The organism is Nocardia sp. NPDC058519 (assembly GCF_042719755.1).
In the GTDB taxonomy this organism is placed as follows: domain Bacteria; phylum Actinomycetota; class Actinomycetes; order Mycobacteriales; family Mycobacteriaceae; genus Nocardia.
Genome location: NZ_JBHXNK010000020.1, coordinates 94,170 through 119,910, shown reverse-complemented (window position 1 = coordinate 119,910; position 25,741 = coordinate 94,170). Strand labels below are relative to the sequence as shown.

Below are 25,741 nucleotides of genomic sequence, written 5' to 3'. Positions count from 1 at the left end.
CTGGAGCGCCGCACAACGGTGTTCGGACTGCAAAGGGGCACATCAAATGCACATCACAACCCCCATCGCTCGACTGGATGTAGAGCAGGCCGAGGCAAGGATCGCTTGGGTTGCCCAGGCGCGATGCAAGGAAGTGGACCCTGATCAGCTGTTCGTTCGCGGTGCGGCCCAGCGCAAGGCGGCAACGATCTGCCGTCACTGCCCGGTGCTGATGCAGTGCGGTGCTGATGCGCTCGACAACCGGGTCGAGTTCGGTGTGTGGGGCGGGATGACCGAGCGGCAGCGGCGTGCGCTGCTCAAACAGCATCCCGACGTGACGTCGTGGGCCGAATTCTTCAACGCCCAGCGGCAGCACCAGGTGGCTATCTAGCAGACGAGACCGGACCGTTATCACAAACGGCGCCGAGACCGCGTGGTTTGCGGAATCGGCGCCGTTCGTGAGTGTTACCGGATTGTGAGCTATAGCGGATTTGTCTGAATCGATCAGGCCGAAGCCGGGGTACCTGTCAGCTGATCGGCGACCGCGCGCAGTGCTTCGAGGTCCGAGACCTCGAAGGGCAGCGCCGTCACCGAGACGATCCGCACGCGCGGATGCGCACCGGTGAAGCGATGCAGCAGCCGCCGCTCCCGCGCTGCCGTCGACACCCGATCCGCGTGGATGCGCAGCACCGAGGCGGTCAGCGGGTCCGAATCGGCCAGCTGGTCCGACGCGGTCAGCGCGTGATCACCGGACAGCTCCGAGAGCGCGGGGTGCGTCCGGTTCAGCACCAGACCGGCCAGCGGCATCTTCTCGGTCGAGAGCCGGTCGACGAAGAACGACGCCTCGCGCAGCGCGTCCGGCTCGGGCGCGGCGACCACCAGGAAGTGGGTGCCCGGCCGGGACAGCATCGCGAAGGTGCGCTCGGCCCGGTCCTGGAACCCACCGAACAGCGATTCCAGCGATTGCAGGAACGTCGAGGCGTCCTTGAGCATCTGCCCGCCGACGATGGTCGACACCCCGCGCATCGCCAGGCTCATCGCCCCGGTGACGAATCGGCCGACACCGCGCCCCGGCGCCATGATCAACCGGATCATCTTGCCGTTGAGGAACGTGCCGAGCCGCTTGGGCGCGTCGAGGAAATCCAGCGCGTTGCGCGAGGGCGGAGTGTCGACCACGATCAGGTCCCACTCCTTGCGCGCGGCCAGCTGGCCGAGCTTCTCCATCGCCATGTACTCCTGCGTGCCACCGAACGAGGACGCCACCGTCTGATAGATCGGATTGGCGAAGATCTGCTCGGCCTTGTCGGCGCTGGTGTGCTCGAGCACCATGTCGTCGAAGGTGCGGCGCATGTTCAGCATCATCGCGTGCAGCTCGCCGGGCACCTCGGGCTGGAGTTCCACGCGCTGCGGGGTGTTGTCCAGCTCGGCAACGCCGAGCGACTGCGCCAGCCTGCGCGCCGGATCGATGGTCAGCACCACCACCTTGCGGCCCGATTCCGCCGCTCGCAGCGCGATCGAGGCCGCGGTGGTGGTCTTGCCGACCCCGCCGGACCCGCAGCACACGATCACCTTGGCGTTCGGATCGGCGATGATCTTCGACACGTCCAATAAGGGCGGGGTGGAAACGTGCTCGCTCATCGGACTCCCTGCGCGGATAGCTGTTCGGCCAGTTCGTAGAGGCCACCGAGGTCGATGCCGTCGCCGAGGGCGGGCAGGGACAGCTGGGGGACATCGATCTGCGCCAGTTCGGCGGCGCTCGCGTTCTGCGCGGTGAGCACGATCGCGTGGTCGACCGTTTCGGCGATCAGGCCGTCGAAGTCGGATTCGGACAGGGTGATCCCGGCCTTGGCCAGGCCTGCGGCGATGGCGGCGGTGTCGAGCTCGCCCGCCACGGCCGTGTCGCGCACCGCGGGGGCGAGTTCGGCGGTGGCCGCCCGGTTGACGATCACCGTGCCGATCCGCAGATCGTCGGCGGTGAGTTCGGCGATCGCGTCGGCGGTCTCCTGCACCGGCAGCGCCTCGAGCAGCGTCACCAGGTGGATCATCGTCTGATCGGAGTGCAGCAGATTGGACACGCCCTCGGCCTGCGAGGCGATCGGGCCGCCCTTGGCGATCTCGGCCATGGCCGTGGTGACGTCGAGGAACCCGGCGATCCGGCCGGTCGGCGGCGCGTCGACGACGATGTCGTCATAGGCGGGCTTGCCGTCCTTGCCGGTGCGAACCACGCATTCTTTGATCTTGCCGGTGAGGATCACATCGCGCAGACCAGGCGCGATGGTGGTGACGAACTCGATGGCGCCCATCCGGCGCATCGCCCGGCCCGCGAAGCCGAGGTTGTAGAACATGTCGAGGTATTCGAGGAAGGCGTACTCGATGTCCAGTGCCAGCGCCGTCACTTCGCCGCCACCGTCGGCGCTGGCGATATGGGTCTCGGTGGGCGGCAACGGTGGCCGGTCGAACAATTGCGCGATGGACTGGCGACTCTCGACCTCGACCAGCAGCACTTTGCGTCCCCCCGCGGCGAGCGCGAGTGCGAGTGCGGCCGAAACGGTCGACTTGCCGGTGCCTCCCTTGCCGGTCACGTAGTGCAAGCGGGCCTTGGCCGCGCGCTGTGGCCATCCGGTCGACGGTCCGGGAACCGACGAAACCGGCTCTGCTGTTGGTGCTCCCACGTCGCCGAGCCTATAACCCGTTTCTCTCACGTGTTCGGGGTGAGCCCTAAACTCTCCCCATGAGTGAAGTCACCCGTTGGGAGTACGCGACCGTGCCGCTGTTGACGCACGCGACCAAGCAGATCCTCGATCAGTGGGGTTCCGATGGCTGGGAACTGGTTTCGGTGCTGCCCGGACCGACCGGCGAACAGCATGTCGCCTACCTGAAGCGGCAGAAGTAGCCGTGGCCACCGCGTGGAAGGACGCGCTCGACCGGCTCGGTGTCACGCTGCCGCCGGTCGCCGCGCCTGTCGCGGCCTACATCCCCGCCGTGCGCACCGGTTCGCTGGTGTACACCTCCGGCCAGCTGCCCTTCGTCGACGGTGAATTGTCGGCGGTCGGCAAGGTCGGGGCCGAGGTGGATGTGGAGCAGGCCAAGGAGGCGGCCCGGCTGTGCGCGCTGAACGCGCTCGCGGCCGTGCACGATCTGGTCGGGCTCGACCAGGTGGTGCGGATCGTGAAGGTCGTCGGATTCGTCGCCTCGGCGCCGGGATTCAGCGATCAGCCGATCGTGATCAACGGCGCGTCGGAGTTCCTGGGTGAGGTGTTCGGCGAGGCGGGCGTGCACGCGCGCTCGGCGGTCGGCGTCTCGGAACTGCCCAAGAACACGCCCGTCGAGGTGGAATTGATCGTCGAGGTTAGTTAGGCAGCCGCCATGGCACTGGAACATCCCGCGTACAGCCAGGTCAGACAGGTCACCCCGACGGCATCGGTACTACTGGCCGACAATCCCGGTCAGATGACGCTCGACGGCACCAACACCTGGCTGCTGCGCGGTCCGGACAGTGACTCCTACGTGGTCGTCGACCCGGGACCGAAGGACAAGAAACACACCGCCGACATCGTCGAGGCCACCGGCGGCCGGATCGCGCTGACCCTGATCACCCATCACCATCACGATCACACCGGCGGTATCGATCACCTGGTGAAGGCCACCGGGACGCCGGTGCGTTCGGTGGATCCGGCGTATCTGCGCGGTGCGGTCGTGCCGTTGGCCGACGGCGAGGTCATCGAGGCCGCCGGCCTGCGGATCACGGTGCTCGGCACGCCGGGACACACCACCGATTCGGTGAGCCTGCTGCTCGACGACGCGGTGCTCACCGGTGACACGGTCCTCGGCCGTGGCACCACCGTGCTCGAATCAGCTCCCGGCGCGCTCGCAAGCTTTCTCGCGTCGCTGGAGAAGCTGCGTGAGCTGGGTGCGGGCAAGGCGTTGCTGCCCGCGCACGGGCCCGATCATCCCGACGTGGCGCCGGTCGCGCAGTACTACCTCGACCATCGGCGCGAGCGGCTCGACCAGGTGCGGGCCGCGCTGGTCGAACTGGGTTCCGACGCGGGCGCTTTCGCGGTGGTCCGCAAGGTGTACGCCGATGTGGACAAGCGGCTGTGGCCCGCCGCGCGCAGTTCCGTGCGCGCGCAGCTGGAATACCTGCGGGCCGAACAGAACTGAACCCCACTCGATCGCCGACGCGTTTGCTCCGTCGGCGATCGAGCTATGTCCGGGGTAGAACACAGATGTCCCGGCACGACGAAACCGCGATGGTGTGGACGAGGCCCTCTCCTCGTGAGCCCACACACATACGCGGCCCCGCTGTACCGGGACGACTTCGTGTTCGAACGTCAGCGAGCGCGACGTGCCAGACGCTCGGAATCCGAGATCAACACGCTCTTGCCCTCGAGGCGCAGCCACCCGCGATGAGCGAAGTCGGCGAGCGCCTTGTTGACGGTTTCCCGGGAAGCACCGACCAGCTGGGCGATCTCTTCCTGGGTCAGGTCGTGGGTCACGCGCAGCGCGCCCGCTTCCTGGGTGCCGAAACGCTGTGCGAGCTGCAGCAGCGCCTTGGCGACGCGACCTGGCACGTCGGTGAAGATCAGGTCGGCGAGGTTGTTGTTGGTGCGGCGAAGGCGTCGTGCCAGCACGCGCAGCAGCTGCTCAGCGATCTCGGGGCGCTGATCGATCCACGACTTGAGAGCGTCGCGGTCCATCGTCACGGCGCGGACCTCGGTGACCGTGGTTGCGGTCGAGGTACGCGGGCCCGGGTCGAAGATCGACAGTTCACCGAACATGTCGGACGGACCCATGATGGTCAGCAGGTTCTCCCTGCCGTCCGGGGACCGTCGGCCGATCTTCACCTTGCCCGTCGTGATGATGTACAGCCGATCGCCGGGTTCGCCCTCGTTGAAGATGACGTGGCCGCGCGGAAAATCTACGGGCTGCAGCTGCTTGGCGAGCGCGGCCACCGCGGTGGGCTCGACGCCTTGGAAGATGCCTGCTCTGGCGAGGGCCTCGTCCACGAATGTGCTCCTTATGGGATATGGCTTGCGAACCTGGTCGAGCGAATCGACCAACCGCGCAGTCTACGCGGCATTCCGGCACCGCAGTGACAGACACCACGTAAAGAGTGGATTGCGCTCTGTGAATCGATCGTTTAGCTCGCCCGGGCAACGTCCATTTCGGAGGTTCGGGAACGGCGCTTGCGCACGCGCGCCACGGCGGCGGGCAGGCCGAGCTTCGTCAGCTCTTTCACTTCGGCGTTGCTGGCGCTGTCCAGGTACTGCTGAACCTCTTCGTCGGGTTCGAGAAGCTTTCGGAGCCGATTCTCGACCCGCTCCATCCCCAGCGCGAACAGCATCAACAGCACTGGGAAGAGCACCACAGCGAGTCCTTGCATGACTGGCAGTAAACACGGTCCAGGTCTCAGATGGAACACAGCGGGCAAACTGGCCGGGCAATGTTGTCGTAGCGGTTCCGTATGGTGAAGCAGTGCCCGTTTCCCCTGCCCCAGCCGCCGCCGGCGATGCCGATCCGGCAGCGGTCACGGCTGCCGTACCCGCCGGAATTTCGGCCGCCCGCAAGCGCAAGAACCGTGCGATAGCTGCGGAAACGCGGATCGGACTTGTCCGGCGCGCCCGCCGGATCAACCGCACCCTCGCCGAGGCGTTCCCCGGCGCGCACTGCGAGCTCGACTTCACCACGCCACTGGAACTGGCCGTCGCCACGATCCTGTCCGCCCAGTGCACCGACGTCCGGGTGAACCTCACCACTCCGGCGCTGTTCGCGAAGTACCGCAGTGCCTACGACTACGCGCAGGCCAACCGGGTGGAGCTGGAGGAATACATCAGGGCCACCGGCTTCTACCGGAACAAGACCAGTTCGCTGGTCGGCCTCGGCCAGGCGCTGGTCGAAAAATACGACGGTGAGTTGCCTCACACTCTGGACGAATTGGTGAAATTGCCGGGGATCGGGCGCAAGACCGCCAACGTCATCCTCGGCAACGCGTTCGAGGTGCCCGGCATCACCGTCGACACGCACTTCGGTCGGCTGGTGCGCCGCTGGCAGTGGACCGACGAGGAAGATCCGGTCAAGGTCGAGCACGCGGTCGGCGCGCTGTTCGAGCGCAAGGACTGGACGATGCTCTCGCACCGGGTGATCTTCCAGGGGCGCCGGGTGTGCCATGCGCGCAAACCGGCCTGCGGCGCGTGCGTGCTCGCCGACGACTGCCCGTCGTTCGGGCTCGGTCCGACCGATCCGGCGGTGGCCGCGGAGTTGGTGAAGGGCCCGGAGCGCGAACACCTATTGAACATGGTCGGCCTGTGAGCGAACCCTCGCTGCTGCGGCGGCCCGCGTTGCGCTGGGTGCTCGCCGCGGTGATCTTGGTCGCCGCGGCCACGGTGGCGCTGTGGCCGCGCGAGGGTTCCGAGATCACCGGCAGTGTTTCGCAGACAACGCGGCAGACCTCGGGCGTGTCGGCCGAGGAACGAGCAGCAGCGGAACTCGCACCCTGCCCGGCAACGCAAGCATCTGTGTCGGGCCCACAGCCGACCGCGCAGGGATCACCGCCGACAACGCAGGCGCTAGCGGCTGGGTCGGGACCGTTGGCAGAACTTCAGCTGACCTGCCTGGCCGATGGCAAGCCGACCGACCTGGCCGCCGCGCTGGCGGGAAAGCCCGCACTGCTCAATCTGTGGGCGTATTGGTGTGGCCCCTGCGCCACCGAGTTGCCCCACCTGCAGGAATTCGCGCAGCGGGCGGGCTCGGCACTCACGGTCATGACCGTGCACAGCGATCCCGACGAGGCGAAGGCACTGTCTCGGCTGAGCGGGCTCGGCATCACTCTGCCCGGTGTCGAGGATCCGCAGGCCGCCGTGCGCAGTGCGGTCGGTGCGCCCGCGGTACTGCCCGTTTCGGTGCTCGTGCGGGCCGACGGCACCATCGCGAGTGTGGAGGTGCGTACCTTTGCCGACGTGGCCGACATCGCGGATACGGTATCCGCGAAGCTCGGGGTCACGGTATGACAGAGGACGTAACAGTGGCGTGCGGATCGAAGGCGATGGCGTGAACGATGTAGCGAGGCTCGACGATTCCGGCGTTCCCTCCTGGCTGCGCAGCGCGATCAGATCCGGTGGCCACGACGCCGACGACACACTCGCTACCTCCCGAGCACTGCGCCGGGCCATGTCGATCACCGGCAAACCACGCCAGGCCGCCGTCCTCGTGCTGTTCGGCGGCTCGCCCGACCCCGACGAGTCAGCGCCCGGCGGCTTGCCCGCCGACGCCGATGTCCTGCTCACTCAGCGCGCCTCGACCATGCGCCAGCACCGCGGCCAGATCGCGTTCCCCGGCGGCGCCGAGGATCCCGGCGACGGCGGCCCGGTGGGCACCGCGCTGCGCGAGGCCGCCGAGGAAACCGGTCTGGACCCCGCGGGTGTTCAGCCGTTCGCGCTGCTGCCGAAACTGTTCGTTCCGCCGTCGAAGTTCGACGTGACTCCGGTGCTCGGCTACTGGCGAGCACCCAGCGCGGTCCGCGTCGTCGATCAGGGCGAAACCGAGCGTGTCGTGCGTGTGCCGCTCACCGAATTGCTTGATCCGGCGCACAGATTCATGGTGCGTGGCAGTCTCGGCTACCAGAGCCCCGCGTTCCAGGTCGACGGCATGCTGGTGTGGGGACTCACCGGCGGTATCCTCGCCGGCATCATCAAATCAGCTGGGTGGGAACGAAACTGGGATCGGGGCGACGTGCGTGACCTGGAGAGCTCGCTGGCTGCGGTCGGAATGACCCTGTGAGCGAGCGTAGCGAGCGGCAAATCGGTGCAGCCGCCACCGCGGTCATGCTGGAGCCGAGCGCCAGCGAGGTGGAAGCATGAGCGCGTCGGTATGGCTCGACATCGCGGTGGTATTGATCGCGCTGGTCGCGGCGTCCACCGGGTGGCGGCAGGGCGCGGTGGCGTCGGCGCTGGCGTTCTTCGGGGTCGCGCTCGGCGCGGTCGCGGGCATTCTGATCGCACCGCACATCCTCAAACACCTCAGTGAGGGCCGCAGCCGGGTGCTCGGCGGCATCCTGCTGATCGTGCTGCTGGTGATCGTCGGCGAGGTCGCGGGCATGGTGCTCGGCCGGGCCGCGCGCACCAGCATCCGGCAGCCGGTCGCGCGCAGTGTGGACAGCGTCGTCGGCGCGGTGTTGCAGGCGGTGACCGTGCTGGTCGCGGCCTGGCTGCTCGCGTTGCCGCTGGCTACCGCGTCCCAGCCTGCCGTCGCCGCCGCGATCAACGGGTCAAGGGTTCTCGCCGACGTCAACTCCGTCGCGCCGGACTGGTTGCGCAAGGTACCCAACGAATTCTCCAAGCTGCTCGACACTTCCGGGCTGCCCGATGTGATCGGACCGTTCGGCCGAGCGCCGATCGCCGCCGTCGAACCGCCGGATCCTTCGGTGCTGGCGAGTCCGGTAGCGGCGTCGTTGCAGCAGAGCGTGCTGCGCATCCGCGGCACCGCACCCAGCTGCCAGCGGGCGCTGGAGGGTTCGGGCTTCGTCGTCGCGCCGGAACGCGTGATGACCAACGCGCACGTCGTCGCCGGCACCAATACCGTGTCGGTCGATACCGCGCGCGGCGCCCTCGATGCCACCGTGGTGCTGTTCGATCCGTCCAAGGACATCGCGGTGCTGGCCGTACCCGGGCTCACCTCGCCGGTCCTGAACCAGGCACCGGAGCCCGCGAGTTCGGGCGAGAGCGCGATCGTGCTCGGTTATCCCGGCGGCGGGCCGTACACGGCCAGCGCCGCCCGCGTCCGCGAGACCCTGGATCTCACCGGCCCGACCATCCACCGCGACGGCACCGTCGAGCGTGAGGTGTACACCGTCCGCGGCCAGGTCCGCGCCGGCAACTCCGGCGGACCACTGGTCGATGCCGAGGGTCAACTGCTCGGCGTGGTCTTCGGCGCGGCCGTCACCGACGACGACACCGGGTACGTCCTGACCCTGCACGAGGTCGCGTCCGAATTGGCCGCAGCCGCCCCGAGCAGCACCCCGGTGAACACGGGCGCCTGCGTACTGAGCTGATCAAAGCCTTTTGCTGATCAACCCCCCTTTCCGGGCCGGGTAACCCCTGTATGTCTCTACCCAAAGGGGCCCGCCCCGATCTGGACTGACCGGAGGGTGCGACGAAGGAGTACCCGGAGGGAGGGAAGATCGGGGCCTCAGGGGCCCCGCTCGAGCGCGCCAGCGCTCCAAAAACACAGCCACCAAACAACCTGGGGCGGGCAGCCCTGATGTGTCACCATCCCGCCGCGCCAGCGCTTCAGAATCTCGGCTCAGGGTGAGACAAGGTCGTCGTGGGGCGACCCGTTCACGCCGTTCTGCTCGCGCCAGCGCGTAGTCAACACCTCGTTGACCTTGCTCGGGTTCTCCTGGTGCGCGTAATGCCCGGCGTGCGGAATCGACACCAGCGTCCGATCGGTCGCCAATTCCGCTCCACGGTGGAACGTGGCGTCCAGCAGGTAGGGATCGTGTTCGCCGCGCAGCATCAGCACCGGGATATCGATCGGCGTGCGCATAGTCGCCATGAAACGCTTGCCGTCGGGCCGCCACTGACTGCGAAAGGCCCAGCGCTGGTACTCCAGCGCGCTGTGCGCAGCCCCGGGAATCCGGATGGCATGGCGCATCCGTGACGCGGTCTCGACGAATTCCGCACTGCGCGACCAGGATTCACCGACCCGGTCGTGCAGCAGCCGCTCCACCTCGGCGCCACCGCGCCGGGTGAGCAGGTTTTCGGGATAGCGGGGCAGCTGATACCGCAGGAAATCGGGCAGCCAGGTCGCACGTTGCGCCGGATCGCGCAGGACTGCGCTCTTGAGCGCGGCGGGATGCGGCGAGCTGACCAGCGCGATCCGGCGGACCAGCCGCGGATGCAGCACCGCGGTGGCCCAGCAGACCAGTCCACCTTCGGCATGTCCGACCAGGGTGGCCTCGGTGTGCCCGAGCGCCCGGACCAGTCCGGCGATGTCACCGGCGAGGGTCCACCCGTCATAGCCACGCGGTGGTTTGTCGGTATCGCCGTAGCCGCGCAGGTCGACGGCGACGGTGCGGTACCCGTGGTCGGCGAGCGCGGTCAGCTGATGCCGCCACGACCACCAGAAATCGGCGAAACCGTGCAGCAGCAGCACCAAGGGCGCCTCGGAGCGGTCCGTACCGTCGGCGACAACTGCTTCGACGACGTGGAAGCGGATTCCGTTGGCGTGCACGTCCCGGTGGGTCCACGGTCCATCGAAACGGACGCTGGAGGGATCCGGGAATGAGTTGGACGACACGCCGATCGAGCCTAGTGGGCGGGTCCGGCTGTTGCGACCGGGCCCGCCCGGTGCGTCATCGGTTGCTCGACTTCTCCAGCGAAGGAGTCACGTCACGATGGGTGAACGCGGCAGGCAGAACCTCGGCGGTCTGCTTGAGCGAGCCGATCGTCTTCTCCGGCGCGCGGACCTTCCGTACCTTGAGCCACCCCAGCAAGGCCAGCAAGACGGTGGTGAGCACCATCAGCAAGAACACGATCAGGAACGCGGCCCAGCGCCACAGCCACATGTCGAGCAGCTCGGCGACGAAGAAGAAAAAGAAGAACGAGCTGAACAGCAGGACCACCAGCGCGAGGATGAAGAAGACGCTGCCGGTGAGCCCCTTCTTGATCTCACCGGTGACCTCGGCCTTGGCCAGCGCCACCTCGGCGCGCACCAGCGTCGACATCTGCTCGGTGGCATCGCGCACGAGGCTGCCGATGCTCGCCGATCCGGGCGGATTGGCGTCGGTCAACGGGATCGAAGTGACCGTCCGACCGTCATGTCCGCCTTGGGTGTAACTCACTTCGTCGACCCTTCTCCCTGTGGTAACTGGTCTGCATCGCGGCGCGCCTGGTGCACACGTCCTCGGCGCAACAGTAGCGCCGATCCGATCAGCGATGCTGCCATCGAGGTCACCAGAACGGCGGCCTTGGCAAGATCGATGGCATCGGTGCCGACGTCGGCGAGCGCGAGTTCCGCCACCAGAAGGCTAACGGTGAACCCGATCGCGCCGAGTACCGACAGGGCGAACATGTCGCGATACTCCAGTCCTGCCGGCCGTTTCACCAAGCCGAGCCGGATCGCGACCCAGCTCACCCCGAAGATCCCGATCGTCTTGCCGAGCAGGAGCCCGAGGATGATCGCCAGCGCGAGCCGGTCGGTGAACAGCGATCCGAACACCGCTCCGTTGAGCGGCACACCGGAAGCGAACAGTGCGAACAGCGGCACACAGAACCCGGCCGAGATCGGCTGCACCACATGCTCGAGATGCGTCGCCGGCGCGGTCTTCTCGCCGGGATCCTTGCGTGCCCTGGTGAGCAACCCGAGCGCGACACCGGCCAGCGTCGGATGGATGCCCGCCTCGTGCAGCGCGTACCAGCACACCAGCGCGACCGGAACGTAGAACAGCGGCGTGTGCAACCGCAGCTTCTGGGCGAGCGCCCACGCACCGCAGCAGGCGATGGCCGCGGCCAGCCACAGCAGCGACAGCGAGGCGGTGAACAGCACCGCGATGAGAACGATGGCGAGCAGATCGTCGACCACGGCCAGGCTGAGCAGGAACACCCGGGCGCTGGTGGGGATCCGCGAGCCGGTCATCGCGAGGATCGCGAGCGCGAAGGCGATATCGGTGGCGACGGGAATGGCCCAGCCTTTGTCCATGCCGGGCACGCCGTGGCCGATCACCAGCGCGATCACGGCCGGGGTGATCACACCGCCCACCGCGGCGATGACCGGCAGCGCGGCCCGTTTCGGGTCGGCCAGCTCGCCGACGGCGAACTCGCGTTTGAGCTCGAGCCCGGCGACGAAGAAGAAGATCGCGAGCAATCCGTCCTTGGCCCAGTCGGCCAGGGTGAGGTCGAGGTGCAGCGCGGAAATGCTGAGGCGGGTGTCGATCATTGTCTGATAACTCGCGCCCCACGGCGAGTTCACCCAGATCAGCGCCACCGCGGCGGCCACGAGCAGCAGCGCACCGCCGACCGTTTCGGTGCGGAGATAACGGGTGAGCTCGGAGCGGACGCGTGTGATCAAGGGCAAGCCTTCCGGCAGGGGTCGACTGAGCTGCGGACGCTCATCGACTCGATTCACGACCGCATGCCGACCAGACTTCCCGGCACACCTCTACGCGATCTTAACGGACCCGGCCGGTGACCTCCGGCGTCACCGGCCGGGTGCTCGTCAGTTGCTCCCGGTGCGAATGGCCTCGAAGACGCCAGGATCGACCAGCGTAGAGGTGTCGCCGAGCTCGCGTCCCTCGGCGACATCGCGCAGCAGCCTGCGCATGATCTTGCCGCTGCGTGTCTTGGGCAGCTCCGGCACGATGTGGATCTCGCGCGGCCGCGCGATCGGGCTGATCTCCTTGGATACCTGCGCCTTCAGCTCGGCGACGAGCTCGGGCCCCGCCGACCCCGCGGCCTCGCCGGTGAGGATGGTGAACGCGACGATCCCCTGCCCGGTGGTCGCGTCGGTAGCACCGACCACGGCGGCCTCGGCGACAGCCGGATGCCCGACCAGCGCGGACTCGACCTCGGCGGTGGAGATGCGATGCCCGGAGACGTTCATGACGTCGTCGACCCGGCCGAGCACCCACAGGTCACCGTCGGCGTCGAGCTTGGCGCCGTCGCCCGCGAAGTACCAGCCCTGCTCGGCGTAGCGCTCCCAGTAGGTGGACCGGTAGCGATCCATGTCGCCCCAGATGCCACGCAGCATCGACGGCCACGGCTTGTCGAGCACGAGGTATCCGTTGGCCTCGGTCTCCCCGAGCTGCACCGGATTGCCCTCTTCGTCGACGACGGTCGCGGAGATTCCGGGCAACGGACCCATCGCGGCGCCGGGCTTGGTCGCGGTGACGCCCGGCAGGGGCGAGATCATGATGGCGCCGGTCTCGGTCTGCCACCATGTATCGACGATCGGAGTCTTGTTCGCGCCGAACACTTCCCGGTACCAGCGCCACGCTTCGGGGTTGATGGGTTCGCCGACGGAGCCGAGCAGTCGCAGGGTGCTCAGATCGTGGGCGTCGGGGATCTCGCGGCCCCATTTCATGAACGTGCGGATCAGCGTGGGCGCGGTGTAGTAGATGGTGACGCCGTATTTTTCGATGATCTGGAAGTGTCGGTGTTCGTCGGGGGAGTTGGGGGTGCCTTCGTAGACGACCTGGGTGGCGCGGTTGGCGAGTGGTCCGTAGACGATGTAGCTGTGTCCGGTGACCCAGCCGATGTCGGCGGTGCACCAGTAGACGTCTTGTCCGGCTTTGTGGTCGAAGACGTTGTGGTGGGTGTAGGCGGTCTGGGTGAGGTATCCGCCGGTGGTGTGGAGGATTCCCTTGGGTTTTCCGGTGGTGCCGGAGGTGTAGAGGATGAACAGCGGATGCTCGGCCGGGAAGGGCTGGGCTTCGTGCGAAGGCGAAGCGGTAGCGACGGTTTCGTGCCACCACAGATCGCGCCCGTCGGTCCACGGCACCTCCGTGCCCACCCGGCGCACCACGAGCACGTGCTCCACCGACGACGGCACGTCACCCTTGGCCGCGAGCGCCTCGTCGACGGCCTCCTTGAGCGGTGCCGGCTTACCGCGCCGCCACTGACCGTCGGTGGTGATGATCAACCGGGCTTCGGCATCGTCGACCCGCTGACGCAGCGCGCTCGGCGAGAATCCCGCGAACACCACCGAGTGCGTGAGTCCCAGCCGCGCGCACGCCAGCATCGCCACAACCGCCTCGGGCACCATCGGCATGTAGATGGCGACGCGATCGCCTGCCTCCAGTCCGAGCTCGGTCAGGTAGTTCGCCGCCCGCGAGACTTCCTCCAGCAGTTCGCGGTAGGTGATCTCGCGGGAGTCGCCGGGTTCGCCCTCCCAGTGGATAGCGACCTGGTCGCCGTGCCCGTCGATGACGTGGCGGTCGACGCAGTTGTAGGAGACGTTGAGTTCGCCGTCGCCGAACCAGCGCGCGACGGGCGCGTCGGCCCAGTCGAGGACCTCGGTGAAGGGTTTGTGCCAGTGCAGCCGGTTGGCCTGTTCGGCCCAGAAGCCGTCGCGGTCGGTCTCGCCACGGTCGTAGAGTGTGGCGTCCGCGTTGGCGGCGGCGGCGAATTCCGCACTCGGCGGAAACGAGTCCTGGTGTCCTGCAGCAGTTTCGGTCACGTCGGTTCAGCCTCACATGCCTGGTGCGGTCGGGTCGGTTGCCGGGGTGCGGCCCGGCTGTCTAGACAGTAGCCAACAGACCCGCGCCGGGGTGGCTCGTTGTCCCGGCGATGTTTCGCGACGGTCAATAGGGCTAGTTCATCCAATGACTTCGCGGACAGACCGGCCGGTCGCGAGCTATCGTTTTTACTCAACGGTTCAGCTGATGGTTCCCGATATTTGTTCATATTTTTCTGCCGAGGGTGAGGGGCTCGGCAATTTTTCCTGCGTTTCCAGCGAGTAACCGTACTGATACATGTGACCTGAAAATGGCTCGGATCGCTGAAAAATCCAGCCGGAGCCGCTAACCTCCGACCGTTAGCCACGGAATTGAACCGGGAGAGAGCGTTGAGATTCATCAGAGCGACCGCGCTGGTCGCGGCGGGACTGGCGGCCACAAGCCTCGGTCTCACCGCGTGCTCGTCCGACGACAGTGCTGATTCGAGCATCGTCACCACCAATGCGGGCGAGCCGCAGAATCCATTGGTGCCAAGCAATACCAACGAGAACATGGGCGGGCGCGTTGTCGACCGTTTGTTCGCCGGGCTGAAGTACTACGACGCCAACGGTGTTGCCCACGACGAGATGGCCGAGAAGATCGAGACGACCGATCGTAAGTCGTACAAGATCACCATCAAGCCGAATTGGAAGTTCACCGACGGCACCACGGTGACCGCGAAGTCCTTCGTCGACGCGTGGAACTACGGCGCTCTCGCCGACAACGCGCAGCTGCAGAGTTATGTGTACAACCCCATCGCCGGGTTCGACGAGGTAAGCGCGGAAAAGCCGACCACCAAGACAATGTCGGGCTTGAAGGTCGTCGACGACCGTACTTTCACCGTCGATCTGAAGTCGCCCTCGATCGACTTCGAGAGCGCGCTCGGCTACGCGCCGTTCTATCCGCTGCCCGAGGCCGCTTTCAAGGATATGAAGGCTTTCGGTGAGAAGCCGATCGGCAACGGTCCCTACGCTTTCGGTTCGTGGGAACACAACGTCAAGATCGATTTGACGCCCAACCCGGACTACCCCGGTGGCCGCCCGGCCAAGAACAAGGGCCTCCGATTCGTGATGTACCAGTCCTACGACACCGCGTACGCGGATCTGCAGGCGGGAAACCTCGACACCCTCGATACCATTCCCGACAGCGCCATCACCACGTATGAGAGCGACCTCGGCGACCGCGCGATCACCAAGCCGACCGCGCAGAACCAGCACATCGGCATCCAGACCACCGTGCCGCATTTCGGTGGCGAGGAAGGCGTTTTGCGGCGCAAGGCCATCTCGATGGCGATCAACCGCCCGCAGATCATCGACAAGATCTTCAACGGCACGCGCACGCCGTCGCGCGACTTCACCGCCGCGACCCTGCCCGGCTACGACGCGAACCTGCCAGGTGCGGAAGTGTTCGATTACAACCCCGACCAGGCCAAGAAACTGTGGGCGCAGGCCGACGCCATCTCGCCGTGGTCGGGTCAGTACCAGATCACCTACAACAGCGACGGCGGCCACCAGGCCTGGATCGAGGCCGTGGCCAACAGCGTGAAGAACACCCTGGGTATCGACGCCGTCGCCAACCCGATGCCGACGTTCAAGAACATCCGTGACGCGGTGAACGCCAAGACCATCGGTACGGCGTTCCGCTACGGCTGGCAGGGTGACTACCCGACGATGATGCAGTTCCTCGGTTCGCAGTACTACAGCTTCTCCGAGACCAACAACGTCAACTACAACAATCCCGAGGTCGACCGCTTGTTCAACGCCGCCCTCGCCGCCCCGACGCAGGCGGATTCCTACAAGCTGATCGCACAAGCGCAGGCCATCATGATCAAGGACATGGCCGACATCCCGGTGTTCGACTATGTCGCCAACGCGGGTCGCTCGGACAAGGTCACCAAGGCCGAGCTCACCTGGAACGGTCTGTTCGACTTCGAGAACATCGAGAAGTAGAACTCGACGATGGGGCCGAGTCACTGTGTGTGGCTCGGCCCCCGTCGTTTTCGGAGGAAATGATGGCTTGGTACGTACTTCGGCGTCTGCTCCAGATGATCCCGGTATTCCTGGGCGCGACGCTGCTCATCTATGCGATGGTCTTTCTGATACCGGGTGACCCGATCAAGGCGCTGGCAGGCGAGAAACAGCTCACGCCTGCCGCCGAGGCGGTACTACGCGCTCGATATCACCTCGATCAACCTTTCATCATGCAATATCTGCATTATTTGAAAGGGATCCTCACGCTGGACTTCGGCACTTCGTTCTCGGGCCGGCCGGTGCGCGAAGAACTCGAACGCGCCTTCCCGATCACCATCAAACTCGCGTTTCTCGCGGTGCTGATCGAAGGCGTATTCGGCATTGTGTTCGGATTGATCGCCGGGTTGCGGAAAGGCAAACTGTTCGATTCGACGATGCTTATCGCGAGCCTGGTGATCATCGCGCTGCCGGTATTCGTCGTGGGTTATCTCGCGCAATTCCTGCTCGGTGTGAAGTGGGGGATCGCCCCGGTCACCGTCACGGGTAAAGCGAGCCTGAGCGAGCTGATCGTGCCCGCGTTCGTACTCGGCTCGCTGTCGTTCGCCTATGTGCTGCGGCTGACCAGGAACTCGGTGGCGGAGAACAAATCCGCTGATTTCGTTCGCACCGCGACGGCGAAGGGGCTCGGGCGCCGGCGCGTGGTGACCGTGCATATTCTGCGGAATTCGATGATCCCGGTTGTCACCTTTCTCGGTGCCGATTTCGGTGCGCTGATGGCCGGCGCGATCGTCACCGAGGGCATCTTCAATATTCCCGGCGTCGGCGGCACCATGTACCAGGCGATCATCCGCGGCGAGCCGCCGACCGTGGTGTCGTTCGTGACGGTGTTGGTGGTGTTGTTCCTACTCGTCAATCTCGTGATCGACCTGCTCTATGCCGCACTGGACCCGAGGATCCGTTATGCATGACAAGCAACAGCATTTCGTGGCCCCCGCCGACGAGGTGGAGGTGCTCGCCACCGATCGTGTCCTGGACAAGGGCACCCCGACCAGCATCTGGGGTGACGCGTGGCGGCGACTGCGCCGTAACCCGGTGTTTCTGGTCTCGGTGGTGTTGATCGTGTTCGTCATGCTCGTGGTGGTGTGGCCTTCGCTGTTCACCAGCCAGGACCCGCGATTGTGCCTCGGCGAGTTCGGCATGGACGGCCCGCGCGAGGGTCATCCGTTCGGATTCGACAAGCAGGGCTGTGATGTCTTCGCGCGCACCATCTACGGCGCGCGTGCGTCGGTCACCGTCGGCATCGCGTCGGCGGTGCTGTTTCTGCTGGTAGGTGGCATCCTCGGTGCGATTTCCGGCTTCTACGGCGGCTTGCTCGACACGATCGTCTCCCGTATCGCCGAGGTCTTCTACGCCATTCCGATGGTGCTGGCCGCGATCGTGCTGCTGCAGCTGCTGCGGCCCGCGGGGATCATGACGGTCGTCGCGATCCTGGTGGCTTTCACCTGGCCGCAGGCCGCGCGCATCACGCGTGGCGCGGTGATCGAGGCCAAGAACAGTGAATATGTCACCGCTGCCAAGGCATTGGGTGTGTCGCGTCTGGGCACGCTGATGAAGCACGTGCTGCCCAACTCGGCGAGTCCGCTGATCGTGGTCGCCACCATCTGGCTCGGCGTCTTCATCGTCACCGAGGCGACGCTGTCCTACCTCGGCGTCGGCCTGCCGCCGAGCATCGTGTCGTGGGGCGCCGATATCGACCGCGCCAAGACCGAGATCCGTACCTCGCCGATCCTGTTCTACCCGGCGACCGCGCTGGCCATCACGGTGCTGAGCTTCATCATGCTCGGTGACGCGGTGCGCGACGCGCTCGATCCGAAGGAGCGCACCCGATGAAGCCCCTGCTCGAAATCCGGGACCTGGACGTCGGTTTCACTTCCGACGGCAAGCAGATTCCCGCCGTGCGCGGGGTGAACCTCACCGTCTATCCCGGTCAGACCGTCGCCATCGTCGGCGAATCCGGCTCGGGCAAGTCGACGACCGCGCACGCGATCATCGACCTGCTGCCCGGCACCGGCAAGGTGACCGGCGGTTCGATCCTGTTCGACGGCAAGGACCTGACCACGGCGTCGGAGAAGGAGATCGTCGCGATCCGCGGCAACGGCATCGGCCTGGTCCCGCAGGACCCGATGTCGAACCTGAACCCGGTGTGGAAGATCGGCTTCCAGATCCGGGAAACCCTGGTGGCCAATGGCATCGCCACCGGTGACGCCGCTCGTAAGCGCTCGGTGGAATTGCTGGCAGAGGCGGGTATGGCCGATGCCGAACGCCGGGTGAACCAGTACCCGCACGAGTTCTCCGGCGGTATGCGTCAGCGCGCGCTCATCGCGATCGGCCTGTCGTGCAGGCCGAAACTGCTGATCGCCGACGAGCCGACCTCGGCACTCGACGTCACGGTGCAGCGCCAGATCCTCGGTCATCTCGAACAGCTCACCACCGAGCTCGGTACCGCGGTGCTGCTGATCACCCACGACCTCGGCCTCGCCGCGGAACGGGCTGAGCACCTGGTGGTGATGTATCGCGGCAAGGTGGTGGAATCCGGGCCGGCGCTACAGATTCTGCGTGATCCGCAGCACGCGTATACGAAGAAGCTGGTGAACTCCGCGCCGTCGCTGGCGGCATCGCGGATGTCGTCGTCGCGGCAGCGGGCCGAGGTGCGTGCTCAGGCTGTCGAGGTAGCTGTCGCCGAGAAGGCATCCGACGCGCTACCCGACACTGTGCTCGATGTACGAAACCTGTCGAAGGCGTTCAAGATTCGTGGCAAGCGGCCGTGGCAGTCCGCGAATTTCGTGGCCGTCGACGACGTGAGTTTCACGGTCTGCCGCGGCACCACCACCGCGATCGTCGGCGAGTCGGGATCGGGCAAGTCGACCATCGCGCAGATGGTGCTCGGCCTGCTCGAACCGACCTCGGGCACCGTGGCTTTCGACGGTAAGGACGTCGCGAAGCTGGACAGCAAGGGCGCGTTCGCGTTCCGGCGCCGGGTGCAGCCGATCTTCCAGAATCCCTACGGTTCGCTCGACCCGATGTACTCGATCTTCCGCACGATCGAGGAACCACTGCGGGTACACAAGATCGGTACCGCCGCCGAGCGCGAAACGGTGGTGCGCGACCTGCTCGACAAGGTGTCGCTGCCGTCGTCGGTGCTGCGGCGCTATCCCAACGAGTTGTCGGGCGGGCAACGTCAGCGGGTGGCGATCGCCCGCGCGCTGGCACTCTCGCCGGAAATGGTGGTCTGCGACGAGGCGGTCTCGGCCCTGGACGTGCTGGTCCAGGCCCAGATCCTCACCTTGCTCAACGACCTCCAGGCCGAGCTGGGGCTGACGTATCTGTTCATCACCCACGACTTGGCCGTCGTGCGGCAGATCGCGGACAACGTGTTGGTGATGCGCGAGGGCAAGGTGGTCGAGGCGGCCACGACCGATGAAGTGTTCGCGTCGCCGCGCGAGGAGTACACGCGGGCGCTGCTCGAGGCGATTCCCGGTCGCGAACTGCTCACGGGGTAGGGGATCGGCTGGGCTCTCGAAACCCTTCGAGAGCCCAGCTCATCGGCGTACCGTGAGTTCGTCCGAGGTGGTGCGGTGTTGATCGCAGGGGTTGGAGACGCCGGTGGATCGAATCGATGCTGAACGGCTGGCCGAGCGGGAAGCGCGGCGGCGCAGGGCGGTGACTCCGGCGGCCAAGCGGCTCGCCGAGGTGCCGTGGCCGGATCGCAGCTGGCCGACGGTGCGCGGGTTGTATGTGACCGTGGGGGCCGCACTGTACGAGCGGTAACCTCCATGCCGTGACTGATCCGCTGCAGCCCCTGGTCGACCTGCCCGGCGTGCGCGAGGCCGCCGACAAGGCGCGCGACGCGCTCGCGGCCGTGCACCGGCACAAGTCGAACCGGCGCGGCTGGGCGACCACCGCCGCCGAAGCCGCCGTCCGTGCCGCCCGTTCCTCGGCGGCCATCGAAGGCGCGAGTACCGACCTGCCCGCCGACGGTCAGGTCAGCGACCCGGTGCTGGCCGGCGCGTTGCGGGTGGGTCAGGCGCTCGACGGCGACGCGCTAACCAACCTCATCGGCACCTGGCGGCGCGCGCCCCTGCAGGCGCTGGCCCGGCTGCACCTGCTCGCCGCGGCCGATCTTGTGACCGACGAGCAGGAACTCGGCCGCCCGCGCTCCACTCCTGGCGTCGCCGAGCGGCTCGATCTGCTCGCGCAGACCGTCCAGACCAGCAAGGCGCCCGCCCCTGTGATCGCGGCGATCGTGCACGGCGAGCTGCTGACGTTGCGTCCGTTCGGCACCGGCGACGGGGTCGTCGCGCGCGCTGCTTCGCGTCTGGTCGCGGTGGCCAGTGGGCTCGATCCGCACAGCCTCGGCGTGCCCGAGGTGTTCTGGCTGCGCCGCCGTCAGGCCTACCTCGACGCGGCGGCCGGATTCGGGATGGGCACGGCCGAAGGCGTCGGCGGCTGGGTGTTGTTCTGCGCGGGCGCGCTGGAAGACGGTGCTCGCGAGGCCAACTCGATCGCTGACGCGGCAGCCGGCTGAGCCTGACCCCACACATCGAAACGGGCGGCGTTGCCGATTGCTCGACCTCACCGCCCGCTAGCACGGAACACCCGGTTACCAAGCGTGCAGGGTGGGTTGTGTTCGGTGGCCTCGGCGATCATCCCAACCCCGCCGGTTCATCCCCGCAACCTGTGCGAGGCGTTCGCCGACGTGAACTCGGATTTCGCAGGCCCACAACTCTTTCGGCCTTGTCGCGGCGCGCTCCGCGTGGGTGCCTGGTGTCCGTGCTGGGAAGGGTGGGATGGGAGGCGAAACCTTCTCTTCCGGCTCCGTCTTGGCCTTCCGTCCTTCCGTGCCTCCATTCTTACACTGTGACGGCACTCACATCAAGGGTTTCAGAGGCATTACCGAATCCTATCGAATTCGGCGTGTCGCTCGGAGATTCGTGCTGGAGCGTCGCAGGTCAGCGTCGTTTACGTAGCAGTCGATAGCTGATCGCACCCGCGATGATCGCGCTGAGTCCGACGGCTGCCGTCGCGGCGACGGTGGTGGTCGAGGGCGTCTGGAATCGCGACCACAGCGACACCGGATTGGAGAACGTGAGCACCGGCCAGCCACGGCTCGCGGCCTCCTTGCGCAGCGCTCGGTCGGGGTTGACCGCGGTCGGATGGCCGACGGCGCTCAGCATCGGCACATCGGTCACGGAGTCGGAGTAGGCGTAGCACCGTGACAGGTCGTAGCCCTGCTCGGCGGCGAGCTTCTCGATCGCGGCGACCTTGCCCTCGCCGTAGCAGTAGAACTCGATGTCGCCGGTGTACTTGCCGTCCTCGACCACCATCCGGGTCGCCTCGGTGTGCGAGGCGCCGAGCACCTCCGCTATCGGGCTGACGATCTCCTCGCCGGAGGCCGAGACGATCACCACATCGTGTCCGCGGATCTTGTGATCGGCGATCAGATCGGCGGCTTCGGCGTAGATCAGCGGGTCGACGAGGTCGTGAAGTGTCTCGGCCACAATGGCTTTCACTTGCTCCACATCCCAGCCCGCGCACATGTTGGCCAGGTTTGCCCGCATCCGTTCCATCTGGTCGTGATCGGCACCGGAAAGCAGGAACAAAAAGTGCGCGTAGCTGCTCTCCAACACGGCTCTGCGGTTGAGCAGACCCTGTGCGTAGAACGGTTTGCTGAAGACGAAAGCGCTCGACTTCGCGATCACCGTTTTGTCGAGATCGAAGAACGCGGCGACCCGCCCACCCGGCACCGGGGCCGCGCCCGATTTGCCGAGTCTTGTGTCCGTAGGCGAGGTCTGGTCGCGTTCTGGCGTCACGTCAACAGAATAGGCACGACCTGCGCGCGCCGCAGGATCGGCTGCCCGCACCGTGGAAAAGGGTTTGCCCTGGGGACGCCGGGTGGTGCGAATCGCCGAAGAATGTCGGCGAATGCTACTTGCGCCCCGAGCAGGGGATGGGTGTAGTATTGCTGGCACCTGGACTTAGTCCAGGCGCGTTCAGCCCGACCCCCCGGGGCTGAACCCGACGGCCCCAGCCTCCTCCCCCCCGGCTGGGGCCGTCCTCTATTTCGGGGACGATCGTAAAAGTTCTCCACACCCCCGAGTTATCCACAATCGTCGTTTTCGGGGTGTTGACAACTCCCTCGCTCGGCGACGCTGAGTCGCATGAACCCAGCTCCGATGCGCAGTGCCTCCCCACCCATCGCGCCCGCTCTCGTGCTCGTGCGTGACGATCGATTGCGCGCGGAGGTACGCCGGGTCGCGGCGGCCGCCGAGCGCGTCACCGACGAACGGGTGATGCCTGTCGGCAGGCATGCGTGGGCCGGGGCCGGGATGGTGATCCTCGATACCGCGGCCGCTGTCGCCGCCGCTGTCGCAGGCTGTCCGCGCCGGGCGGGCGTCGTCTTGGTCACCGAGGGCGAACCTGCCGTGCCCGACTGGCAGGCGGCGACAGCGGTGGGTGCCGAACGGGTTGTGGCGTTGCCCTCGGGCGCCGTCGCGCTGGTCGAGCAGTTCGCCGAACACGCTGAATCCCGCACGGGCGAAGGGATAGTCGTCGCGGTGGTAGGCGCGGGTGGCGGCGCCGGGGCATCCACGCTCGCCGCGGCTACCGCGCTGCGCGGGGCCGCGCGCCGGGTCCGTCGTGACACCGTGCTGATCGACGGTGCCCCGCTCGACGGTGGGATAGATCTGGTGCTGGGCATGGAGAACGTGCCGGGACTGCGCTGGCCCGATCTGATCATCGAGGACGGGCGGGTGTCGGCTGCGGCACTGCACAATGCGTTGCCCGCCGCGTCTCCCGGCTTGGCGGTGCTGTCCTGCGGGCGAGCGCGGCCGGGTGCCGCCGGGCAGGGTCGCTCGCCGACCACCGCGGCCGGGTTGTCTCCGGCCGCGGTGCGGGCGGTCATCGAATCCGGCAGGGATGCGGGCGATCTCGTCGTCTGCGATGTCTCGTCCGAGCGTGGCCCCGCGGCCGACTCGATGCTCGACGCCGCCGACCTGGTCGTCCTCATCGTCCCGGCCCGGCTGCGCTCCATCGCCGCGGCCGAAGTCGTCTCGGCGTATCTGGGAGAACGAAACCCGAACCGCGGCTTGGTTGTTCGTGGCCCAGCACCCGGCGGCCTACGCGGGGCGGAAGTGGCCGAGTTGCTCGGGCTGCCGCTCCTGGCAGCGGTTCGCGGGCAAGCCGGCCTGGCGTCCCGTCTCGAGCGCGGAGGTCTGAGCGTGCGCCGTCGCGGCCCCCTGCGCGACGCCGCCGATGCCGTCCTCGCCATGGTCGGAGCCGACGCGCCATGACTATTGCCGGGATGACCACATTTGTCACCGTCGATCTCCTCGAACGGGTCCGTGAGCGCCTTGCCGAACATCCGGGCGTCCCAGATGCCGCGCAACTGGCGGCCGCGATCCGTACTGAAGCCGGCGGTGTGCTCGCCGACACCGACCTGCTCCGGGCGCTGCGCCTGCTGCAGACCGAGATGACCGGGGCGGGGCTGCTCGAACCGCTACTGCACGATCCCCGGGTCGCCGACGTGCTCGTCACAGCCCCGGATTCGGTGTGGGTCGACCGTGGCCGCGGGCTGGAGTTGACCGATGTGCGATTCGCCGACGAGGCTGCGGTTCGCCGCCTCGCCCAGCGTCTGGCACTGGCCGCTGGCCGCCGCCTCGACGACGCTCAACCCTGGGTCGACGGCAAACTCGCCGGAACCGAAGCCACGCTCGGTGATGCGTTCGGCGTCCGACTCCACGCCGTCCTCGCCCCCGTCGCCCACGACGGGACATGCCTATCCCTTCGCGTACTCCGCCCCGCGACCCAGGGCCTCGACGCGCTGGCTGCCGCGGGCTCGATTCCACCGGATGCGCGCCGGCTGCTCGGCGCCATCGTCCGCGCCCGTCTCGCATTCCTGGTCGTAGGTGGCACGGGCGCGGGAAAAACTACGCTCCTCTCCGCGCTGCTCGCCGCGGTAGACCCGGCCGAACGAATCATCTGCGTCGAAGACGCCGCCGAACTGGCCCCCGTTCATCCCCATGTCGTGCGCCTGGTCGCACGGACCGCGAATGTCGAAGGCGTAGGCGCTGTTACGGTGCGTGACCTGGTCCGCCAGGCATTGCGTATGCGACCCGATCGGATAGTCGTCGGTGAGGTCCGCGGTGCCGAAGTCGTCGACCTGCTGACCGCGCTCAATACCGGCCACGACGGCGGTGCGGGCACCGTCCACGCCAACTCGCCACAGGAAGTTCCCGCCCGGCTGGAAGCCCTGGCGGCTCTCGGCGGCATGGACCGCGCCGCCCTGCACAGCCAACTGGCCGCGGCCGTTCAAGTAGTTCTCCACGTCCACCGCCGCTCCGACGGAACCCGCGCCCTCCGCGAAATCGGTGTCCTCCAACGTGATTCCGACGGAGTCCACATCATCCCGGCCTGGCGGTCGGACAGCTATCCGACCCCCGCGGCGGCCGAACTCCAACGACTGCTCGAGGTGCGACTCGGGTGAGCGAACTCATCGCGGAGATGGTTTCACCGCCAGATCGGCGCCTACTCGACCGAATCGGATCGGTGGGCGCGGAGATTCGCTGGTCGAGGTGGTCGGCGTGTGGTGACCGAGCAGCAGGTTTCGTCTCGAGGATGGTGAGCTCGTGGGTAGTGCTTTGCTCTGTTGTGCGGTCGCGGTGCTGGTGCTTCCGGTGGCGGGCGGGCAGCGGCGGTTCGCGCGCCTGTTCGGCACGGGCGGGCGTCGTGCGCCGAGGCGGGTGCCTGTGGAGTGGTGTGCAGGAATCGGATTGGGGTGCACGGCATTCACCTTCGGCCCCGGTGTCGGTCTGGCAGCTCTCATGCTTGGAGCCACGGTGGCAGCGCGGAAGCGGCGCGGTCGAGGTGACCGCGAACGACGCCGGGAATGTGGACACCTGCTGGCCGGTCTCGAAGCCGTGGTCGGCGAGCTCCGCGTCGGCGCCCACCCGAGCGCGGCGGCCGAATCCGCCGCGGGCGAGTCGCGCGGCGAAGCCGCACGCGTACTGGCGATCAGCGCGGGCCGTAGCCGCCTCGGCGGCTCGGGCGCCGACGCCTGGGTGCAGCCGGATTCGATTGTCGCCGAGGAACTGTCGAGGGTCGCCGCCGCGTGGCGGGTAGCCGAAGAACACGGCCTGGCCCTGGCGGAACTGCTCTCGGCCACCAGATCGGACCTACTGGGCCGCATCCGCTTCCGAGACCGCACCGAGGCCGCCCTCGCCGGCGCCCGAGCATCGGCTACGGTCCTGGCCGGCCTCCCCTTGGTAGGGATCGGCCTGGGTCAACTGATGGGCGCAGCCCCGCTCACCATCCTGTTCACCACTTCGGCGGGCGAGCTACTGCTTCCGCTGGGCGCGGCCCTCGCCTGCTGTGGACTGCTGTGGACAGATGTCATCACCCGCAAGAGCACGGCCTGAACCCACATCGCAGCGCGGTCCAACGGTTGGCAGGAGTGGCCGCCGATCCGAATGCCTGTGGACAGATGTGAACACCGGACAAGACCACAGCTGACCGCGAGGTGCCCGGCGGT

At 67.1% G+C, this 25,741-nt stretch carries 26 protein-coding genes; 17 read left to right on the top strand and 9 right to left on the bottom strand.

Annotated elements, in window-relative coordinates; all coding sequences use genetic code 11:
* Positions 1–46: 46 nt before the first annotated feature.
* Positions 47–370 carry a WhiB family transcriptional regulator gene (locus ACFWPK_RS22140; protein ID WP_056821932.1) on the top strand — a complete coding sequence of 108 codons (324 nt, stop codon included), beginning with the start codon at positions 47–49 and terminating at the stop codon, positions 368–370.
* A gap of 113 nt (positions 371–483) precedes the next feature.
* Here the strand turns inward: ACFWPK_RS22140 and ACFWPK_RS22135 are convergent, their stop codons facing one another.
* Complete coding sequence (locus ACFWPK_RS22135; protein ID WP_378918606.1) at positions 484–1,617, bottom strand: ArsA family ATPase; 1,134 nt, start codon at positions 1,615–1,617, stop codon at positions 484–486.
* Positions 1,614–2,651: an ArsA family ATPase gene (locus tag ACFWPK_RS22130; protein WP_378918604.1), complete on the bottom strand. Its 1,038-nt coding sequence runs from the start codon at positions 2,649–2,651 to the stop codon at positions 1,614–1,616. The genes ACFWPK_RS22135 and ACFWPK_RS22130 overlap by 4 nt, the downstream gene beginning before the upstream one ends.
* A 59-nt stretch (positions 2,652–2,710) precedes the next feature.
* Here ACFWPK_RS22130 and ACFWPK_RS22125 point away from each other — a divergent pair, with 59 nt between their 5' ends.
* The 3 genes from ACFWPK_RS22125 to ACFWPK_RS22115 are packed head-to-tail and all read left to right on the top strand — an operon-like array spanning position 2,711 to position 4,140.
* Complete coding sequence (locus ACFWPK_RS22125) at positions 2,711–2,872, top strand: DUF4177 domain-containing protein (RefSeq protein ID WP_266297640.1); 162 nt, start codon at positions 2,711–2,713, stop codon at positions 2,870–2,872.
* Positions 2,873–2,874: 2 nt separating this feature from the next.
* Complete coding sequence (locus tag ACFWPK_RS22120) at positions 2,875–3,336, top strand: RidA family protein (protein ID WP_378918602.1); 462 nt, start codon at positions 2,875–2,877, stop codon at positions 3,334–3,336.
* Positions 3,337–3,345: 9 nt separating this feature from the next.
* Positions 3,346–4,140 carry an MBL fold metallo-hydrolase gene (locus ACFWPK_RS22115; RefSeq protein WP_378918600.1) on the top strand — a complete coding sequence of 265 codons (795 nt, stop codon included), beginning with the start codon at positions 3,346–3,348 and terminating at the stop codon, positions 4,138–4,140.
* Between the two features lie 170 nt (positions 4,141–4,310).
* Here the strand turns inward: ACFWPK_RS22115 and ACFWPK_RS22110 are convergent, their stop codons facing one another.
* Together ACFWPK_RS22110 and ACFWPK_RS22105 are read right to left on the bottom strand one after the other, a co-directional pair.
* On the bottom strand, positions 4,311–4,985 hold the full coding sequence (locus ACFWPK_RS22110) for a Crp/Fnr family transcriptional regulator (protein ID WP_040703546.1): 675 nt from the start codon (positions 4,983–4,985) through the stop codon (positions 4,311–4,313).
* Positions 4,986–5,119: 134 nt separating this feature from the next.
* Positions 5,120–5,362 (bottom strand): hypothetical protein, encoded by a 243-nt coding sequence (locus tag ACFWPK_RS22105; RefSeq protein ID WP_378918598.1) that lies wholly within the window; start codon positions 5,360–5,362, stop codon positions 5,120–5,122.
* Between the two features lie 167 nt (positions 5,363–5,529).
* Here ACFWPK_RS22105 and nth point away from each other — a divergent pair, with 167 nt between their 5' ends.
* The 4 genes from nth to ACFWPK_RS22085 all read left to right on the top strand — a co-directional run bounded on the left by nth (position 5,530) and on the right by ACFWPK_RS22085 (position 9,025).
* Positions 5,530–6,288 carry an endonuclease III gene (gene nth, locus ACFWPK_RS22100; protein WP_378918654.1) on the top strand — a complete coding sequence of 253 codons (759 nt, stop codon included), beginning with the start codon at positions 5,530–5,532 and terminating at the stop codon, positions 6,286–6,288.
* Positions 6,285–6,986 (top strand): TlpA family protein disulfide reductase, encoded by a 702-nt coding sequence (locus tag ACFWPK_RS22095; protein WP_378918596.1) that lies wholly within the window; start codon positions 6,285–6,287, stop codon positions 6,984–6,986. The genes nth and ACFWPK_RS22095 overlap by 4 nt, the downstream gene beginning before the upstream one ends.
* A gap of 40 nt (positions 6,987–7,026) precedes the next feature.
* On the top strand, positions 7,027–7,755 hold the full coding sequence (locus tag ACFWPK_RS22090; RefSeq protein WP_378918593.1) for an NUDIX hydrolase: 729 nt from the start codon (positions 7,027–7,029) through the stop codon (positions 7,753–7,755).
* Between the two features lie 76 nt (positions 7,756–7,831).
* The gene (locus ACFWPK_RS22085; protein ID WP_378918591.1) at positions 7,832–9,025 is read left to right on the top strand and encodes a MarP family serine protease; all 1,194 of its coding nucleotides are present in this window, start codon (positions 7,832–7,834) and stop codon (positions 9,023–9,025) included.
* A 251-nt stretch (positions 9,026–9,276) separates the two neighbouring features.
* Here ACFWPK_RS22085 and ACFWPK_RS22080 read toward each other — a convergent pair whose 3' ends face one another.
* The 4 genes from ACFWPK_RS22080 to acs all read right to left on the bottom strand — a co-directional run bounded on the left by ACFWPK_RS22080 (position 9,277) and on the right by acs (position 14,148).
* Positions 9,277–10,272 (bottom strand): alpha/beta fold hydrolase, encoded by a 996-nt coding sequence (locus tag ACFWPK_RS22080; protein WP_378918589.1) that lies wholly within the window; start codon positions 10,270–10,272, stop codon positions 9,277–9,279.
* Between the two features lie 55 nt (positions 10,273–10,327).
* Entirely contained in the window at positions 10,328–10,816 is a 489-nt protein-coding gene (locus ACFWPK_RS22075) for a phage holin family protein (RefSeq protein WP_378918587.1), read from the bottom strand.
* Positions 10,813–12,042, bottom strand: a complete 1,230-nt coding sequence (gene nhaA / locus ACFWPK_RS22070) for a Na+/H+ antiporter NhaA (RefSeq protein ID WP_378918585.1) — start codon at positions 12,040–12,042, stop codon at positions 10,813–10,815. Before nhaA ends, ACFWPK_RS22075 begins: the two co-directional genes overlap by 4 nt.
* 147 nt (positions 12,043–12,189) lie before the next feature.
* Positions 12,190–14,148, bottom strand: coding sequence for an acetate--CoA ligase (acs, locus tag ACFWPK_RS22065; RefSeq protein WP_378918583.1), 1,959 nt, complete (start codon positions 14,146–14,148; stop codon positions 12,190–12,192).
* A 387-nt stretch (positions 14,149–14,535) separates the two neighbouring features.
* Here acs and ACFWPK_RS22060 point away from each other — a divergent pair, with 387 nt between their 5' ends.
* From ACFWPK_RS22060 to ACFWPK_RS22035, 6 genes are all read left to right on the top strand, one after another.
* The gene (locus ACFWPK_RS22060; protein ID WP_378918581.1) at positions 14,536–16,134 is read left to right on the top strand and encodes an ABC transporter substrate-binding protein; all 1,599 of its coding nucleotides are present in this window, start codon (positions 14,536–14,538) and stop codon (positions 16,132–16,134) included.
* Positions 16,135–16,196: 62 nt separating this feature from the next.
* On the top strand, positions 16,197–17,123 hold the full coding sequence (locus ACFWPK_RS22055) for an ABC transporter permease (RefSeq protein ID WP_378918652.1): 927 nt from the start codon (positions 16,197–16,199) through the stop codon (positions 17,121–17,123).
* Entirely contained in the window at positions 17,116–18,045 is a 930-nt protein-coding gene (locus ACFWPK_RS22050; RefSeq protein ID WP_378918579.1) for an ABC transporter permease, read from the top strand. The genes ACFWPK_RS22055 and ACFWPK_RS22050 overlap by 8 nt, the downstream gene beginning before the upstream one ends.
* A complete protein-coding gene (locus ACFWPK_RS22045; protein WP_378918577.1) occupies positions 18,042–19,715 on the top strand; it encodes a dipeptide ABC transporter ATP-binding protein in 1,674 nt (557 codons plus the stop codon). Before ACFWPK_RS22050 ends, ACFWPK_RS22045 begins: the two co-directional genes overlap by 4 nt.
* 103 nt (positions 19,716–19,818) lie before the next feature.
* A complete protein-coding gene (locus ACFWPK_RS22040) occupies positions 19,819–19,983 on the top strand; it encodes a hypothetical protein (RefSeq protein WP_266297608.1) in 165 nt (54 codons plus the stop codon).
* A gap of 10 nt (positions 19,984–19,993) precedes the next feature.
* Positions 19,994–20,740, top strand: coding sequence for an oxidoreductase (locus ACFWPK_RS22035; RefSeq protein WP_378918575.1), 747 nt, complete (start codon positions 19,994–19,996; stop codon positions 20,738–20,740).
* Positions 20,741–21,164: 424 nt separating this feature from the next.
* On the opposite strand, the gene ACFWPK_RS22030 is transcribed toward ACFWPK_RS22035, so the two are convergent.
* Positions 21,165–21,959, bottom strand: coding sequence for an HAD-IB family hydrolase (locus tag ACFWPK_RS22030; protein ID WP_378918650.1), 795 nt, complete (start codon positions 21,957–21,959; stop codon positions 21,165–21,167).
* A 414-nt stretch (positions 21,960–22,373) separates the two neighbouring features.
* On the opposite strand from ACFWPK_RS22030, the gene ssd reads away from it, so the two are divergent.
* The 3 genes from ssd to ACFWPK_RS22015 all read left to right on the top strand — a co-directional run bounded on the left by ssd (position 22,374) and on the right by ACFWPK_RS22015 (position 25,628).
* A complete protein-coding gene (gene ssd, locus ACFWPK_RS22025) occupies positions 22,374–23,504 on the top strand; it encodes a septum site-determining protein Ssd (protein WP_378918573.1) in 1,131 nt (376 codons plus the stop codon).
* 11 nt (positions 23,505–23,515) lie between these two features.
* A complete protein-coding gene (locus tag ACFWPK_RS22020; protein ID WP_378918571.1) occupies positions 23,516–24,697 on the top strand; it encodes a TadA family conjugal transfer-associated ATPase in 1,182 nt (393 codons plus the stop codon).
* A gap of 352 nt (positions 24,698–25,049) precedes the next feature.
* Positions 25,050–25,628, top strand: coding sequence for a type II secretion system F family protein (locus tag ACFWPK_RS22015; protein ID WP_378918569.1), 579 nt, complete (start codon positions 25,050–25,052; stop codon positions 25,626–25,628).
* Positions 25,629–25,741: the final 113 nt, after the last annotated feature.

Coding starts and splice junctions, on each gene's coding strand:
- ACFWPK_RS22140 (WP_056821932.1), top strand. CDS start 47: ATGCACATCACAACCCCCATCGCTCGACTGGATGTAGAGCAGGCCGAG.
- ACFWPK_RS22135 (WP_378918606.1), bottom strand. CDS start 1,617: ATGAGCGAGCACGTTTCCACCCCGCCCTTATTGGACGTGTCGAAGATC.
- ACFWPK_RS22125 (WP_266297640.1), top strand. CDS start 2,711: ATGAGTGAAGTCACCCGTTGGGAGTACGCGACCGTGCCGCTGTTGACG.
- ACFWPK_RS22115 (WP_378918600.1), top strand. CDS start 3,346: ATGGCACTGGAACATCCCGCGTACAGCCAGGTCAGACAGGTCACCCCG.
- ACFWPK_RS22105 (WP_378918598.1), bottom strand. CDS start 5,362: ATGCAAGGACTCGCTGTGGTGCTCTTCCCAGTGCTGTTGATGCTGTTC.
- ACFWPK_RS22085 (WP_378918591.1), top strand. CDS start 7,832: ATGAGCGCGTCGGTATGGCTCGACATCGCGGTGGTATTGATCGCGCTG.
- ACFWPK_RS22055 (WP_378918652.1), top strand. CDS start 16,197: ATGGCTTGGTACGTACTTCGGCGTCTGCTCCAGATGATCCCGGTATTC.
- ACFWPK_RS22050 (WP_378918579.1), top strand. CDS start 17,116: ATGCATGACAAGCAACAGCATTTCGTGGCCCCCGCCGACGAGGTGGAG.
- ACFWPK_RS22045 (WP_378918577.1), top strand. CDS start 18,042: ATGAAGCCCCTGCTCGAAATCCGGGACCTGGACGTCGGTTTCACTTCC.
- ssd (WP_378918573.1), top strand. CDS start 22,374: ATGAACCCAGCTCCGATGCGCAGTGCCTCCCCACCCATCGCGCCCGCT.
- ACFWPK_RS22020 (WP_378918571.1), top strand. CDS start 23,516: ATGACCACATTTGTCACCGTCGATCTCCTCGAACGGGTCCGTGAGCGC.